Source organism: Bacteroides fluxus YIT 12057 (genome assembly GCF_000195635.1).
Classification (GTDB): Bacteria; Bacteroidota; Bacteroidia; order Bacteroidales; family Bacteroidaceae; genus Bacteroides; species Bacteroides fluxus.
Map to the genome: position 1 here is coordinate 51,493 of NZ_GL882697.1, position 13,815 is coordinate 65,307.

Below are 13,815 nucleotides of genomic sequence, written 5' to 3' on the forward strand. Positions count from 1 at the left end.
CTATGGTTTTGTTATCCGTTGATTTTTCCAATCTCCATACCATACTGGAAAGCCTGTATCAGGAGATGATGCCCTTGTGCGGGGACATGATGGCGGTAGGTAAAGGTCTGGCCGGACTCGGTGCCCTGTTCTATGTGGCCGTGCGGGTCTGGCAGTCACTCGCCCGTGCCGAACCCGTGGATGTCTATCCGCTGCTGCGTCCGTTTGCCATCGGCATCTGCATCATGCTCTTCCCGACGCTGGTGCTCGGAACGATGAATACGGTACTGAGTCCGATCGTGCAGGGAACCCACAGGATGCTGGAGGGGCAGACGATGGACATGCAGCAGTACCGGGAACAGAAGGACCGGCTGGAACGGGAAGCCATGCTGCGGAATCCGGAAACGGCCTACCTGGTGAGCGATGAGGAGTTCGACCGTCAGATAGACGAACTCGGCTGGTCTCCCGATGCCATGGCCACCCGGATGGGCATGTACATGGAAGTGGGCATGTACAGTCTGGAAAAGAGCATCCGCGACGGCTTCCGCAGCCTGCTTGAGCTGCTGTTTGCAGCCGCTTCCCTGCTGATAGACACGATCCGTACCTTCTTTCTGGTGGTTCTCTCCATCCTCGGTCCGGTGGCTTTCGCCTTCAGCGTGTGGGACGGCTTCCAATCCACGCTCAGCCAGTGGTTCACCCGTTACATATCCGTCTATCTGTGGCTCCCGGTGAGTGACCTGTTCAGCTGCATGCTGGCCAAGATACAGGTGCTGATGCTTCAGAACGACATCCTGGAGCTCCAGAACAATCCCAACTATTCGCTGGACAACTCCAATTCCGTGTATGTGATCTTCATGCTCATCGGTATCATCGGCTACTTTACCGTACCGACCGTGGCCGGCTGGATTGTACAGGCCGGTGGAGCGGGCAACTACAGCCGCAACATCAACCGTACCGCAACCAAGGCCGGAGGATTTGCCGCGGGCGCAGCCGGCTCAGCATTGGGCAACATCGGAGGACGCCTGCGTGGAAAATAACCGAAAAACAATCATGAACAGATGGAATTCAAGTCATTGACCAATATCGAAAGCAGTTTCAGACGGATACGTCTGATGCTGGCAGCCTTTGTGGCATGTTGCACGCTCGTGACCGTCTTCGCCCTGTGGCACTCCTACCGCTTTGCGGAGAAGCAGCGCGAGAAGATCTATGTGCTGGACGGCGGCAAGTCGCTCATGCTGGCCCTCTCGCAGGATCTGGCGCAGAACCGTCCGGCCGAAGCCCGGGAGCATGTGCGCAGGTTCCATGAACTCTTCTTCGGCCTGTCACCGCAGAAAGACGCCATCGAGCACAACATCAACCGTGCGCTCCAACTGGCCGACAAGAGTGCCTACCACTATTATGTGGATTTTGCCGAAAAGGGGTATTACAACCGTCTTATATCCGGCAACATCAACCAGGCGGTGCGGGTGGACAGCGTCCTCTGCGACTTTTCCGCCTACCCCTACAAGGCCCGTACCTATGCCCGGCAGATGATCATCCGGCAGAGCAACGTGACGGAGCGTTCGCTGGTCACCGAATGCCAGCTCCAGAACACTTCCCGTTCGGATGACAACCCCAACGGATTCATCATCGAACACCTGACCATTCTTGAGAACAAGGACCTGAGGAGTGTGGAGCGATGAGAAGGAATCCGATCAGGCAGGCAGACCTGGCACTCAGGCTGTTCTGCCGCCGGCTGGGTCGGAAACAGCGAAAGATTGTCCTGGGCATCCTGTTCGTCCCGTTTGCCCTTTCCTGTATCTGTACGGCCGTTGTCCCTCTGACAGACGGCAGGAACCGTGATACGGAATATCTGTGGATGAGACAGGACACACTCCGGAAACATTTTATTCAAACGATAACCGAAGATGCAGAAAGAAGAAATCAAGAAACAGCTGGAACGGCTGCTCAAGCCGTTCAGGATTCCGTTCCGCAGGGACGGGGAACCGCTGACTGAGGAACAGAAGCGCCGTCGTGCCCGCTTCGTGGTATATCCGCTCATAGGCCTGCTGTGTCTGGGCAGCCTTTACCTGATATTTTCTCCTTCGAAGGAGGAAGAGACCAGACAGAACCGGGGGAAAGGGTTCAATACCGAAATCCCTTCCCCCGAGGACAAGGAACTGGAAGGCAACAAGAAGGATGCTTATGAGAAGGCATTGCTGGAACAAGAAAGCCGGAAACGGAAAACCTTCTTTGATACGGCCGAATCCATGTTCCGGAACGAACAGCCGAAGGACAGTGTCTGTTTGCCGGATACCTTTCCCAAGGAACCGGATGCAGACCCGGAAAGGATGGAAGGTCCTGCCGGAGCGGTCACTTCCTCCGCCGGAGCATACCGGCAGATGAACCGTACCCTCGGGAGCATCTATGAACCGGCGGCGGATCCAGAAAAGGAGAAGCTGCTGGAAAGAATCGAAGAGCTGGAACGGCAGCAGGCGGACAGACAGGAAACATCCCCGGGAATGGAAGAGAAAATGGCCCTCATGGAAAAGTCATATGAACTGGCCGCCAGGTACAACAGCCGGCAGGCAGCCCCGTCCGCCATGCCTGCTGCAAAAGCGGAAGACCGTCCGGCCATGCCGGTCAAGCGGCTGCAGAACCAGGTGGTGTCCAGCCTTTCCGCACCCCTGACGGAAGAGGAGTTCCTTTCCGTCTATGCCGGTGAACGGAATACCGGATTCCACACCCCCGTCGGCAGGAAGACCGTGACAACCGGAAATACCATTGCCGCCTGTGTGCATGGTACGCAGACCGTATCCGACGGGCAGGCTCTCCGGCTCCGGCTTACGGAACCCATGGCCGTGGCAGACCGGTTCATCCCGAAAGGGACCGTGCTGGTCGGTGCAACCCGGATCCAGGGGGAACGGCTGGAAATCGTCATTCATACCCTGGAAGCGGGTGGCAGCATCCTTCCTGTGGAACTGGAAGTCTATGATACGGACGGGCAGCAGGGAATCCTGATTCCCCATTCGCTGGAGTATGATGCCGCACGGGAAATTGCAGCCAACATGGGCAGTTCGATGAACAGCAGCATCAACATCTCCACCGATGCCGGAGCCCAGATTGCTTCGGATGTGGGTAAAGGCGTGCTGCAGGGCGTCTCGCAGTATATCACCAAAAGGATGCGTACGGTCAAGGTCACGCTCAAGGCCGGACACCGGGTGCTGCTCCATTCCCCGGAACAATAAGAAACAATGAACATCAAAACAATCGTTAAACCCAAGCACATGAAGAAGATTCTGATGGTATTTGCCCTCCTGACGGGCATGCTGGCTGCCATGGCGCAGCAGAGCAACGGAGATCTGTATGAAGGACTGACCCGGAAAATCGGTTTCAGCCGGATGATTCCACCCCACGGGCTGGAGATCACGTACGACAAGACCGTCCACGTCATTTTCCCCGCACCGGTGAGATACGTGGACCTGGGGTCACCCAACCTGATTGCCGGCAAGGCTGACGGTGCCGAGAATGTCATCCGCGTGAAAGCCACGACCCGCCATTTCCGGCAGGAGACCAACATGTCGGTCATTACCGAAGACGGAAATTTTTACACCTTCAATGTCAAGTATGCCGATGAGCCCCTGCTGCTGAATGTGGAGATGTGTGACTTCATCCATGACGGGGAATCGGTGAACCGTCCGAACAACGCCATGGAAATCTACCTGACAGAACTTGACAACGAGTCCCCCCGGCTGGTCCGGCTGATCATGAAGTCTGTCCATGAGAATGACAAGCGCCGTATCCGCCACATCGGCAGTAAGCGTTTCGGGGTCCAGTTCCTGCTGAAGGGAATGTATACCCACAACGACCTGCTCTATTTCCATACCCAGGTGAAGAACACCTCGCACGTACCGTTCGATGTGGACTTCATCACCTTCAAGATCGTGGACAAGAAAGTGGTGAAGCGGACCGCCATGCAGGAGCAGGTGATTTATCCGTTGCGTGCCTATAATTATGTGACACGTGTAAACGGCAGGGACTCGGAATGTACGGTATTCGCCCTTCCCAAGTTTACGATACCGGACGACAAGAAACTGGTGGTCGAGATGCTTGAGAAGCAGGGTGGCCGTCACCAGCGTTTTGAAGTGGTCAATGAAGACCTTGTCCGTGCAGAAACCGTCAACGAACTGAAAGTACGATGAAGAGAAAGTGGATGTGTATGCTGGTCTGCCTGCTTGCCCTCTCCGTAGGGCAGGCTGCTGCCCAGCGCTGCCTGCCCGGGATGCAGGCCGTGGAAATGCGTGGAGGCATGGCTCCTTCAGCAGGTTATTTTGCCGGCTTGGGTGTGACCACCCATGCCAAGGGCGGCAACAGATGGGTGTTCGGTGCGGAATACCTCTACCGGAAGCATGATTACCGGACGGTCACCTTGCCGTCTGCGCAGTTTACCGCTGAAGGGGGCTATTATCTCCAACTACTATCCGATGCAGGGAAAACCCTCTTCTTTCACGCGGGAGTGTCCGCATTGGCCGGATACGAAACGCTGAACTGGTCGGAACGGACACTGTATGACGGGGCCCGGCTGAAGAACGGGGATGCCTTTGTCTATGGCGGTGCCCTGACCCTGGAAATGGAAGTTTACCTCAGTGACCGGATTGCCTTGACTGCCTCCGTGCGGGAACGCTTCCTGTGGGGCGGCAGCCTGGACCGTTGCCAGTTGCAGTGCGGTGCCGGATTCCGATTTTATCTGGATTGATGCAGGATGGAGATAGAACAGCTCAGGCAGGTGCCTTTGGTCGACCTGCTCACCCGGTTGGGGTTTGCTCCCGCTTACCGGAGAGGACAGGATGTATGGTACAGGTCTCCGCTGCGGGAAGAGCGGACTGCCTCGTTCAAGGTGAATACAGACCGGAATGTTTGGTTCGATTTTGGGCTCGGCAAAGGTGGTGACATATTCCACCTTGCCGGAGAACTGACGGGAAGTACGGACTTCAGCAGGCAGGTGGATTTTCTCTCGGGTCAATCGGAACACTTGCCGTTGGCTCCTCAGCCAAGGTCCGCCCGGCAGCCATCGGCATCCTGTTTCGAACAGGTGAAGGTAGCCGGCCTGTCCCATCCGGCCTTGAAGGATTACTTGGAGAAAAGGGCAATACCACCGTTTCTGGCCCAAACGCACTGCCGGGAAATATCCTACAGTATCCGTGGAAAGCGGTATTTTGCCATCGGCTTTGCCAACCGGAGCGGTGGCTACGAGGTACGCAATCCCGGGTTTAAGGGATGCATCTCTCCAAAGGACCTGTCCTTGGTTCCTCTTTCAGATCACAAGCAGGACAAGTGCTGCGTGTTTGAAGGAGTGATGGATTTCCTTTCAGCCTTGGTCCTGGGACTGGCAGGGAAAGAAGACTGTCTGGTCTTGAACTCCGTGTCGAATCTGGAAAGGTCGTATGACTTGCTGGACAGCTACCGGGAAATCCGGTGCTACTTGGACAGGGATGCTGCCGGGCAGTCAGCGTTGAACAAATTGCTCCAACGATACGGAAGCCGCCTTTCTGACGGATCCGGAGTCTATGAAGGAAGCAAGGATTTGAATGAACATCTGATAAAAGTGAAAGAAAACACATGAAGACAACAAGTATGAAAAACGAAAGAAGAATGGCCGGCTGGCTGGTTTTGTGGTGTATGGGATTACTGGCGATGGCGGTTTCCTCCTGTGATTCGGAGTTGGATGTGCAGCAGCAGTACCCGTTTACGGTGGAAACCATGCCGGTCCCCAAACAGCTGGCCAAGGGTGAAACGGCGGAAATACGCTGTGAAGTGAAGAGTGAAGGGGATTTTGACGGAACAGTCTATACCATCCGGTATTTTCAGTACGATGGAACGGGTTCCTTGAAACTGGAGAACGGGACGGTATTCAAACCGAATGACCGCTATCTGCTGGAAGATACCAAATTCCGGCTGTATTATACTTCCCAGTGTAATGAAGCGCAGAATCTGGTTGTGGTGGTAGAGAACAACTGGGGAGATTGGGTGGAGATGGAATTCGATTTCAACCATGCCGATGGGGAGTCTGAGGATGACACGGAAAGTCCGCAGCCGGATAAAGAAGGAGGTGCATGACAAGACAGACTAAACGACGCAGTATGCTTTGGGCACTCTTTCTGACTATCCTTGCAGGAGGATTGAATGCCCAGGGAAATGCGGTCAATCCGCTTTGGGAATCGGCTGTTGAATGTATCATGAAATACGAAAGTTGGCATGGTCCGGAACATTATCCCTATGTGGCATTTGGTCATCGTATCCGTCCGGGCGAACGGTTTCCATCCCGTTTGACGAGAAAGGAAGGGGAACAGCTTTTAAGAAAGGATCTGAAGGAACTGTGTGCCCTCTTTCGCCATTTGGGAAAAGATTCACTTATCTTATAGCTTGCCTTGCTTATCAGGTGGGTCCATACCGGCTTCTCGGCTATGGAAAGATGCCCAAAAGTACATTGATCAGAAAGCTGGAATCCGGTAACAGGGATATCTATGCAGACTTTGTGAAATATTGCCATTACAAAGGAAAGAAGATTCCGTCCATAGAAAGAAGAAGGAAAGAAGAATACGAACGGTTGTTCGTACCCTGAATGTAGCGCCAGCCGTGAAGCATCATGCAGTTCACGGCTGGCGCTTTACAATGTCCGGTTCAGAAGGATGGACAGGGGATAGATGAACCGGTTGTATTGTTTCAGTGCCTCCAAATCCAACGTCGCGTTTCTGTACGGATTAGATTCCTCCGAGTAGAAATAGACGTCCGTAGTATGGTTCCCGTTTTGGACAAATATGCCGTTCAAAGGAATCTCATTGACATCTTCAAAACTCTCCAAGGGAAGTTTTTCAATGGAGCCGGTTTCTCTGTTGCCAAGCGTATTGGCATAACGGTTGAAAAGAACAAATCCCTTTTGGGCATAATCAATCCGTATTCCATAGGGTCGGTTGCAATAAAAACCGACCTTCGCTTTTTCCTGTAAGTCATTCATTATACATACGGTTTTGTTTTGTTGCTGAATTCTGTTTCTGATTTTCTTTTGTTTTCTTTCCAAATTTGACTTCACACAATAATCATACGCTTCCTTACGGAATGCTTCACGTTGCCGGGTACCGGTTTTGCCGAACTCGGCATCCATGAGGTTATCTATGCTGGTCAGGGGCTTGTCTGTTGTATCCATCATACCTTTTTGAATTTCATACAAAGTCAAAGATTGGCTGTTTCGATGCTGTCATACTGGATCCGGAGAGCCAGGATTCCTTTCAATAGGCTCATAATGGTTGTTTGCATCAAAGCAATGCGCGCAGGTACCCGGAAAATCGGTAATCAGCCGGTGTCTGATAGAGTCTATACCTTTGAACACGGTAAACCAGATGGACCATTGTCCGTTACAATGGGCATAGTCTATTACATCATCTTCTGCTATAGCACCTTTCAGGTAGAGTTCTTTGTATCTGGATGCCTTGTTCCATGCTTCAAAGCGATATTTCCATCGGAAGTCTTTCGGAGAAGGAGACTTGTCAGTTCCAGGGTATCTTTGAAGCTGTATCAGATCCAACAAATTCTGGGCTTTCTTCCTTGACAGTTCCGACATATTGCCATTGACATGAACTCTCCCTGTTTCATCATAGATAAGACTATAATAAGTATTGTTCAAATGAGGCCAGTGACAATCGGCATCCACTTTTGTGCCTTTATTGCTGTTGCAGACTTTACAGCACAACAGGAAATTATCCCATGCTGTCTCAGCTCCACCTTTACTTTTAGCAGCAAGATGTTCCACATCCAGCGTGGGGATTTTTTCACATCCCTCGCAATAGGAACAAAAAGCACCGATGTTGGCACTCAAAGGGAACTTGGCATCACCATAATCAGGATAATGTTCCTTTATCCGATGTTCTACCTTTTGGTTGTTCGAATCCGTGTAACAGATCAGTTCTCCGGGTCGTTTTTTCTCAACAGGTCTCATAATTGTTTCTGCCTTGCTTTAAGTTCCGTCTTGACCAGCGCAAGATAGGCCGGGTCATCGCTGAATTCCGCTTCGATTTCGTTAAGGCGAGCCTTTAGCTCATCTCTGTCCGCACTTCCCTTATCGGTTGCTTCAAACAAGCGTGATGCAACTTCCACCATTTCATTGAAGCGTCTGCTCCGGATATCTTGCTGCAATCCCATACGTTCTGAAGTGATATCCTCCAGCCCCTCCCGGAAGGGTTCTCCAGAGGTCAGGACATTTGGGTCAAAGCTTACAAGTTGTCCTTCCTGAAGACTTTGAACAATGAAAGGACTATGCGTGGATACGATGAACTGTATCATGGGAAAGGCATTTGTCAGATCCTGCAAGACATGTTTCTGCCAGTGCGGGTGCAAATACAGGTCTATTTCGTCAATCATGACAATTCCGGGAGTCATCTTGATTGCATGCTGTCCTAGAAAACCGTTCAGTTCAATACAGCGGTGAGCGATTTCAGCGACAATGTTGATCATGGACTGAAGTCCGTCACTCATGTAGGAAAAGTGATGACGGGATGGGGTATGTCCGGTAACGCTGACCACGGCTTCAATCTCTCCGTTGTCGAAATCTATCTCAGACAAGGCTGGAATGGCCTGCTGCAAAGCTTCAAAAAAAGCCTCTCTTGTGCCTTCAAATTCTTTCCTGTCTTTGATATTCTTGTCGTAGTGCTTCAACCACTCCATGGCTCCCTCGAAATCCACTTTGTCATGCAAGGCAAATTTGTAGGCTTTTTCAATTCGGGATGCCCTTTCTTTGACTGTAGACTTGCTTTTGGCCTGAGCATCACTGGTCCTTTTAGCTCCAAAGGAAAGGACTAACGGATAAATGGAGTTCTCTTTCTCTTCATTCCTTAAATGTTCCATATGGTGAACCGCATCAATCAGTTCACCTGCCGAAACGCGTGTATGTGTGGTGTAATTGCCTGCATATTCCCTGTACCAACGGATGGGTATAAATGACACTTCAGGACAATGCCCATCCGAAGATGTGGTTATCGGAAAATCGGCATGGATGGTTATTCTGGGCTTCTCTGTATTGGGAACATAATCTCTCAGCTCCTGGTCAAATCTCATGAATTTGTCGAGTGAACTGAAATTGCGGCGATAGGAAGTTCCACCGGGAAGCGTTTTCAGGCTCTGCAGATAAGCTCCCAAACCCACTTGAAGCGCTTTCAGCAAGGTGGTCTTACCGGCCGTGTTGTTTCCGATGACAACCGTAAGGTTTCCATTGAAAGTGACTGTCTCGTTCTGGAAACCTTTGAAATTGACTATATTGACCTCTTTGATTCTCATATGCTTTGAATGTTTTTATGCGATTCCATTGTCCCATATTAAACAAAACGGTTCAATCAACAATAAGTTCGCTTCTTTTTACATCAAGTAATTTGGAAATTTGATTGATGGTCTGCAAATCCGGCTGCGTTTTTTGCGAGCACCATTTGCTGACAGTGCAGGTTGACTTTCCCAACTGCTCTGCCAGCCATTTGCTGGTAACATGCTTTTCTGCCAAAACAGCCTTGATCCTATTCAGATTTTTATCTTTATCCATATACAAAATTAAACTTCAGCGCAAAGTTATATAATTTATTCTACATTGCATCCTGATTCATAATTTTCTTTGGATATCCGGTTTTGAATATCTGCGGTCATCAGTCCCATAAAGAAGGCGGCAGGTTCTTTTCCAGATATTCCAGTTCTTTTGCAGCATTCAACAGGTGTCGTATCTGGTTGTCCGCTGTATGATTGTCAGCATATTCTTCCTTGCTGATGCGTCGGATGGAAGGCAGACCGCTGAATTGCAGGGTCGGATTGACTTTCCAGCCGTCCGTAAACTTGTCCGGCATGAGGCTGTCGTGACAGATGACCTCACCGACACACCCGTGAATCAGCATGTTGCATACGGTCATCATGCAGCAGGTCCGGCTGATGTCTTCACCGACCAGGTAATTGCCCGGAAAATGTACATGGTAGGCCAGCAGCAGCCTTCCGCTTCCGCAGGTCGGGTCACTGATGCGTTTGCCCGTAGTGCCTTTCTCAGTCCTTGTACATTGGACCATCAGCTCGCAGATGGAAGCCGGGGTGAAAAACTGGCCGAGATACTGCTGCCCGCTTTTTGAACAGTAGGCCATGTGAAGCTCCCCGAATGCATCGAACCAGCCGGACAGGGCAGTCTGCCGTTGCATGATGCCGACCCATTCCCGGGTCATCTCCAGGAATGCCATATTCTGCTGCCGCTTGTATTTCCAGTCCTTCAGGGGTGGAGCACCCGGTGAGAATCCGTGTATGATATACCGCAGCAGGTCATTGAACACCTGCTGGACTTCGTAGCCGCATTCTCCGGCCAACCGGCTGATGATTCGGTCGAGCGGCTTGACTTCGTTGGATAATTCAAATTTTGCCATATGCTTGTTGTTATAGGTGATTGTTTTCCGTGTATGCTTCCCGGTTCTGTACATACCGCTCCACTTGCCGGGCGACCATGTCACAGAACTTCTGTCCTTTGTCCTCCTCTCCTCTGAAATAGGCTATCATGCCCAACAGGTTCTTTTCGTAGTAGTGGACCCATTTCTCGTAGTAGTGTGCACCCGGCACGGAACCGAAGGTTTCCTGAAACAGCTCCCGCGTCAGTTCTTCATCCGGATACCGGTTGTATTCCCAGAAAGCCAGTTTCAGCCATTCGTTATAGTTCAGTTTCATCAGACAAATGATTTTAATGGTGATACATATATATAAGGTAAGAGGCATACAGGTGGAGATGATGTTCCTCTCCTGTATGCCTCATGCCGCAATCCGGATGCGGTTTACGTATGGATGCTCCATCCGTGGAAACGGTCCAGGGTTACGGCAAACGACCGGTCCGGGCTGCCGTGATACAGCAGTCCGCCCACAATGCCGATTTTTCCGTCCGCATACCGTTCGCAGAATCCGAACGAATAAGGGGCTGAGTCATAATAAAGTTCGATTTCACAGCCTTGTCCGTTCTTTTCCCATTGCTGGAGACGTTCCAGGCAGTTCTGCAATGTCCGGTCCTGGATGGAGTTGGCATACTGTACGACCTTGTCGTAATGTTCTTGTGAACAACAGATTTTCATGATGATAGAATTTTAAAAGTGAATGAATCGTTTGATATTCAGTCTATCCAGAATGTGCCGCAATGAGGGCAGCGGCATCCGGCCGGATAGTTGTTGGAGTAGCGTACGTCACGGTGACGCTTGTAGTTCATATCTCCGAATGTGCATCGTCCGCTGCGGAAAGTCCTTTCATAAGCCTCTTCCTGCTGTTGGTATCCGGTCATCCGGCTTTTCCGGATGGAACCGTTGAAGGGCCGCATGTCCGTCTCCCACCGGGTGGCCTGGCACCAGTCGTGGCTCATGCCGCAGATCTCAACCGCATAGGAATAATGTACCTGTGAATCCACAAACAGATTCTCCCGGCAGAACGGCAGGGTGATGTCCAAGGGAATGTGTACGTGATAACCTGAACCGTTGCGGCTGTCAACGATGGCCACCACCACATTTCCGCCGAAGCGGATACGTTGGAAATCCTCCTTCTTTCCGGGACTGATGAGTCTGTCAAACCGGGCATTGAAGTAAATCCGTAGTTCTCCGCCGTATGAAGCGTTTTCAACGAGTTCTTTAACCGGTCCGTCAAATTTTCCTTTGGGAAGGCGGAGTGCACGCCGTACCTTGTAGCATGCCATGGATACCGATTCACCCCGTTCCGGGCAGCCTGTGCTGTAACCGTCTATTTCTACTCCGAGGGAATAGAACAGATTGGTGTCGCAGGAATTCCGTATCAGGTCCTTTGCCGGATTCGAATCATTCCGCTCATAGATGAGGTCACGGATCTGTTCCTCGTGTTCTTTAAACAATCCGGACAGACCCGCTTTCTCCATATTTCTGCGTGTCTCGTCCATATATTCCTCCAGATTCTCCTGTTCCTGGCTTTCATACCATTCGAAACTCTTTTCATACAGACTTTCCAGGCTGTTGGACCGGAGACATTTCTCCTGAATATCTTCATGTTCATCCAGACTGTCCCGGTAATCCACATAAAATAGGCAGACATATCTGGGCAGAAACTCCGTAATTTGCGATATAGGGTTCATAGGATTGGATATTTTAAGTTATACCATTTTGTTTTTCAGTTTTCGGCTGTCAGTTCATCTTCATATACTTCCAGCTCCAGGCCGCTCTCGACCACCCGTACCAGCCAGCGGTAAGGCAGTCTCTCAATCAGTTCAACGGCACGGTATCCCCTGTAGGGGCGTTTCAGAAATACAATGTCTCCTTCTTTCATTACAGGATAGCTTTTAAGGTGGATGAATCGGAAATGTTTTCCATGCAATTCTCTCTTTTGACCGTCCTCAGCCGCTTCAGCAGATAGAGGAAGTAGTCCCGGTCGTAGATACGGAAAAGGAATTCTTCTCCGGTCTCCTTGACCTGCCCGAAGAAAGTGGCGGATTCCCGGTTGGTGGGATACTGGAAAAAGCAGCCGCCGGAAATGAGGGTAAGATTTTCCTGGAACGCACGGTCCATCAGGCAGTCCGGTGTTTCATAGGGACCTTTTCCCCAACAGTACCGGTAATGGCTGTTCCGCAGGCTTTTCAGGGTATGGGTCATATCTGTCCTTGCCTGCCGGCGGTCATCCCGGTAGACAAGGTTGCACAGGAAAACCGGTGCTTTGCCGTCCACTGAAAAGGAATAAGGTGTCATATGCCAGAGGTCCGTGTCGTTATCACCGATCGGTGTATCCTTCCCTTTGAGGAGGAAAGCCTTCCGCCGTATCAGTTCCATGTGCCGGTCCACTTCCTTGTCCAATATGGCTTGCGGTGTGCAGACGGACCGGATTCCCTTGAAGAACCGGTTTTCCCGTGTAAAGCAGAATTCGGCCAGTTCCCCGTAATAGGGCTCGGACAGGAAGAAGGAGTCCTCCCGCTTCCGTATCGGTGGAAGCACGTTCAGCCGTTCAAGATATTCCTTCTTCGTGATTTCCTCGAAAGGGGCACACAGTGCCTGCCGGTAAAGGCGCATCCGCTTTTCCATCTGGCGGGATGACAGGGCCGTTATAAACTGATTGTCTTTCCGGATGCGCAGCTCTTCCAGCGTTTCTCCGGTACTGTCGCTGTGCAGTCCGTCTGACATGATTGTCAGGCAGACCCCGCTGAAACAGCGGGAATCTGCAATGAATCGGGTTCGGCTGTCCATGGCTACAGCGGGTTGAGGTTCAACACACGTTGGGCGGCAAGCACCGCATTCTGCGTCAGCTGGCGCTGCCAGGCCTGCTGCCTGGGAGACCACTTGAATCCGGAAGCCTTCAGTTCCTTGCGCATCCCGTCGTTGGGAATGCTGTCGAAGAGGATCTGCAGCCGGTCGGCTTCGTAGTTCCAGACCAGCGTTCCCCCTTCAAACGCCACTTCCCGTTTTTCTTTCTCCCGGATTTCTTTCAGTTTCAGCCGGTTCTGGCGGGCCACTTCCGGCAGTTGGAAAAAACGGTTGCGTGCCGTGATGACCGGCTTGCTGCTGCGGGCATTGTACTCCCGGACCAGGTCCACCGCCTTCTCCACGATTTCCACTTCACCCTTGCCGGCATAGGTGCTTACCTTGTTCAGGATGCTGCTGACGAACAGGGCACGGCTGTACCCTCTGGCCCGTCCTGCATCAATTTCATGGATGGTGTGTGCGCTGCTGGAAATGTCCCGTTTCAAGCGGTTCCATGACTCTTCCTGATGTTTTTCCAGATTGGAAACATCCTTCATTCTTTCATTTTCTTTCATGTCTCATTGATTTTTAGGTGAAACTTCCGGTTCCGTGGAACCGGTAT

At 51.4% G+C, this 13,815-nt stretch carries 18 protein-coding genes and 2 pseudogenes; 9 read left to right on the plus strand and 11 right to left on the minus strand.

Going from position 1 to position 13,815, the window contains the following annotated elements:
- Window positions 1–2: 2 nt before the first annotated feature.
- The 9 genes and pseudogenes from traJ (at window position 3) to HMPREF9446_RS19405 (ending at window position 6,580) form a co-directional block, all read left to right on the plus strand.
- Window positions 3–1,016, plus strand: a complete 1,014-nt coding sequence (gene traJ / locus HMPREF9446_RS17495; RefSeq protein WP_009127077.1) for a conjugative transposon protein TraJ — start codon at window positions 3–5, stop codon at window positions 1,014–1,016.
- 21 nt (window positions 1,017–1,037) lie between these two features.
- Window positions 1,038–1,661 (plus strand): conjugative transposon protein TraK, encoded by a 624-nt coding sequence (traK, locus tag HMPREF9446_RS17500; RefSeq protein WP_009127078.1) that lies wholly within the window; start codon window positions 1,038–1,040, stop codon window positions 1,659–1,661.
- The gene (locus HMPREF9446_RS18840) at window positions 1,658–1,975 is read left to right on the plus strand and encodes a hypothetical protein (RefSeq protein ID WP_143722933.1); all 318 of its coding nucleotides are present in this window, start codon (window positions 1,658–1,660) and stop codon (window positions 1,973–1,975) included. Before traK ends, HMPREF9446_RS18840 begins: the two co-directional genes overlap by 4 nt.
- Window positions 1,887–3,206, plus strand: coding sequence for a conjugative transposon protein TraM (gene traM / locus HMPREF9446_RS17505; RefSeq protein WP_009127079.1), 1,320 nt, complete (start codon window positions 1,887–1,889; stop codon window positions 3,204–3,206). Before HMPREF9446_RS18840 ends, traM begins: the two co-directional genes overlap by 89 nt.
- 39 nt (window positions 3,207–3,245) lie before the next feature.
- On the plus strand, window positions 3,246–4,160 hold the full coding sequence (traN, locus tag HMPREF9446_RS17510; protein WP_039969962.1) for a conjugative transposon protein TraN: 915 nt from the start codon (window positions 3,246–3,248) through the stop codon (window positions 4,158–4,160).
- On the plus strand, window positions 4,157–4,714 hold the full coding sequence (locus HMPREF9446_RS17515; protein WP_009127081.1) for a conjugal transfer protein TraO: 558 nt from the start codon (window positions 4,157–4,159) through the stop codon (window positions 4,712–4,714). The genes traN and HMPREF9446_RS17515 overlap by 4 nt, the downstream gene beginning before the upstream one ends.
- A gap of 6 nt (window positions 4,715–4,720) precedes the next feature.
- Window positions 4,721–5,581, plus strand: a complete 861-nt coding sequence (locus HMPREF9446_RS17520; protein WP_009127082.1) for a toprim domain-containing protein — start codon at window positions 4,721–4,723, stop codon at window positions 5,579–5,581.
- A gap of 11 nt (window positions 5,582–5,592) precedes the next feature.
- On the plus strand, window positions 5,593–6,075 hold the full coding sequence (locus HMPREF9446_RS17525; RefSeq protein ID WP_373187138.1) for a DUF3872 domain-containing protein: 483 nt from the start codon (window positions 5,593–5,595) through the stop codon (window positions 6,073–6,075).
- A gap of 23 nt (window positions 6,076–6,098) precedes the next feature.
- A pseudogene (locus HMPREF9446_RS19405) lies at window positions 6,099–6,580 on the plus strand (glycoside hydrolase family protein).
- A 45-nt stretch (window positions 6,581–6,625) separates the two neighbouring features.
- On the opposite strand, the gene HMPREF9446_RS19410 reads toward HMPREF9446_RS19405, so the two are convergent.
- The 11 genes and pseudogenes from HMPREF9446_RS19410 to HMPREF9446_RS17580 all read right to left on the minus strand — a co-directional run.
- A complete protein-coding gene (locus HMPREF9446_RS19410; RefSeq protein WP_039969963.1) occupies window positions 6,626–6,973 on the minus strand; it encodes a hypothetical protein in 348 nt (115 codons plus the stop codon).
- A gap of 240 nt (window positions 6,974–7,213) precedes the next feature.
- Complete coding sequence (locus HMPREF9446_RS17540; protein WP_009127087.1) at window positions 7,214–7,951, minus strand: HNH endonuclease; 738 nt, start codon at window positions 7,949–7,951, stop codon at window positions 7,214–7,216.
- Entirely contained in the window at window positions 7,948–9,285 is a 1,338-nt protein-coding gene (locus HMPREF9446_RS17545; RefSeq protein ID WP_009127088.1) for an AAA family ATPase, read from the minus strand. Before HMPREF9446_RS17545 ends, HMPREF9446_RS17540 begins: the two co-directional genes overlap by 4 nt.
- 52 nt (window positions 9,286–9,337) lie before the next feature.
- On the minus strand, window positions 9,338–9,541 hold the full coding sequence (locus HMPREF9446_RS17550; protein ID WP_009127089.1) for a helix-turn-helix transcriptional regulator: 204 nt from the start codon (window positions 9,539–9,541) through the stop codon (window positions 9,338–9,340).
- A gap of 100 nt (window positions 9,542–9,641) precedes the next feature.
- A complete protein-coding gene (locus HMPREF9446_RS17555) occupies window positions 9,642–10,394 on the minus strand; it encodes an N-6 DNA methylase (protein WP_009127090.1) in 753 nt (250 codons plus the stop codon).
- Between the two features lie 10 nt (window positions 10,395–10,404).
- Window positions 10,405–10,689, minus strand: coding sequence for a hypothetical protein (locus HMPREF9446_RS17560; RefSeq protein WP_039969964.1), 285 nt, complete (start codon window positions 10,687–10,689; stop codon window positions 10,405–10,407).
- Window positions 10,690–10,793: 104 nt separating this feature from the next.
- On the minus strand, window positions 10,794–11,084 hold the full coding sequence (locus tag HMPREF9446_RS17565; RefSeq protein ID WP_009127092.1) for a DUF4120 family protein: 291 nt from the start codon (window positions 11,082–11,084) through the stop codon (window positions 10,794–10,796).
- A gap of 38 nt (window positions 11,085–11,122) precedes the next feature.
- Window positions 11,123–12,100, minus strand: a complete 978-nt coding sequence (locus HMPREF9446_RS17570; protein ID WP_009127093.1) for a hypothetical protein — start codon at window positions 12,098–12,100, stop codon at window positions 11,123–11,125.
- A gap of 35 nt (window positions 12,101–12,135) precedes the next feature.
- Window positions 12,136–12,291, minus strand: a complete 156-nt coding sequence (locus HMPREF9446_RS18930; RefSeq protein WP_009127094.1) for a hypothetical protein — start codon at window positions 12,289–12,291, stop codon at window positions 12,136–12,138.
- Complete coding sequence (locus HMPREF9446_RS17575; protein ID WP_039969934.1) at window positions 12,291–13,199, minus strand: hypothetical protein; 909 nt, start codon at window positions 13,197–13,199, stop codon at window positions 12,291–12,293. The genes HMPREF9446_RS18930 and HMPREF9446_RS17575 overlap by 1 nt, the downstream gene beginning before the upstream one ends.
- A gap of 2 nt (window positions 13,200–13,201) precedes the next feature.
- Window positions 13,202–13,729 (minus strand): annotated as a pseudogene (locus HMPREF9446_RS17580) (hypothetical protein); the annotation flags it as partial.
- Between the last annotated feature and the right edge of the window lie 86 nt (window positions 13,730–13,815).

Excerpts from the sequence above, each read along its gene's own strand:
- traJ (WP_009127077.1), top strand. The coding sequence starts at position 3 with ATGGTTTTGTTATCCGTTGATTTTTCCAATCTCCATACCATACTGGAA.
- traK (WP_009127078.1), top strand. The coding sequence starts at position 1,038 with ATGGAATTCAAGTCATTGACCAATATCGAAAGCAGTTTCAGACGGATA.
- HMPREF9446_RS18840 (WP_143722933.1), top strand. The coding sequence starts at position 1,658 with ATGAGAAGGAATCCGATCAGGCAGGCAGACCTGGCACTCAGGCTGTTC.
- traM (WP_009127079.1), top strand. The coding sequence starts at position 1,887 with ATGCAGAAAGAAGAAATCAAGAAACAGCTGGAACGGCTGCTCAAGCCG.
- traN (WP_039969962.1), top strand. The coding sequence starts at position 3,246 with ATGAAGAAGATTCTGATGGTATTTGCCCTCCTGACGGGCATGCTGGCT.
- HMPREF9446_RS17515 (WP_009127081.1), top strand. The coding sequence starts at position 4,157 with ATGAAGAGAAAGTGGATGTGTATGCTGGTCTGCCTGCTTGCCCTCTCC.
- HMPREF9446_RS17520 (WP_009127082.1), top strand. The coding sequence starts at position 4,721 with ATGGAGATAGAACAGCTCAGGCAGGTGCCTTTGGTCGACCTGCTCACC.
- HMPREF9446_RS17525 (WP_373187138.1), top strand. The coding sequence starts at position 5,593 with ATGAAAAACGAAAGAAGAATGGCCGGCTGGCTGGTTTTGTGGTGTATG.
- HMPREF9446_RS19410 (WP_039969963.1), bottom strand. The coding sequence starts at position 6,973 with ATGAATGACTTACAGGAAAAAGCGAAGGTCGGTTTTTATTGCAACCGA.
- HMPREF9446_RS17540 (WP_009127087.1), bottom strand. The coding sequence starts at position 7,951 with ATGAGACCTGTTGAGAAAAAACGACCCGGAGAACTGATCTGTTACACG.
- HMPREF9446_RS17545 (WP_009127088.1), bottom strand. The coding sequence starts at position 9,285 with ATGAGAATCAAAGAGGTCAATATAGTCAATTTCAAAGGTTTCCAGAAC.
- HMPREF9446_RS17550 (WP_009127089.1), bottom strand. The coding sequence starts at position 9,541 with ATGGATAAAGATAAAAATCTGAATAGGATCAAGGCTGTTTTGGCAGAA.
- HMPREF9446_RS17555 (WP_009127090.1), bottom strand. The coding sequence starts at position 10,394 with ATGGCAAAATTTGAATTATCCAACGAAGTCAAGCCGCTCGACCGAATC.
- HMPREF9446_RS17560 (WP_039969964.1), bottom strand. The coding sequence starts at position 10,689 with ATGAAACTGAACTATAACGAATGGCTGAAACTGGCTTTCTGGGAATAC.
- HMPREF9446_RS17565 (WP_009127092.1), bottom strand. The coding sequence starts at position 11,084 with ATGAAAATCTGTTGTTCACAAGAACATTACGACAAGGTCGTACAGTAT.
- HMPREF9446_RS17570 (WP_009127093.1), bottom strand. The coding sequence starts at position 12,100 with ATGAACCCTATATCGCAAATTACGGAGTTTCTGCCCAGATATGTCTGC.
- HMPREF9446_RS18930 (WP_009127094.1), bottom strand. The coding sequence starts at position 12,291 with ATGAAAGAAGGAGACATTGTATTTCTGAAACGCCCCTACAGGGGATAC.
- HMPREF9446_RS17575 (WP_039969934.1), bottom strand. The coding sequence starts at position 13,199 with ATGGACAGCCGAACCCGATTCATTGCAGATTCCCGCTGTTTCAGCGGG.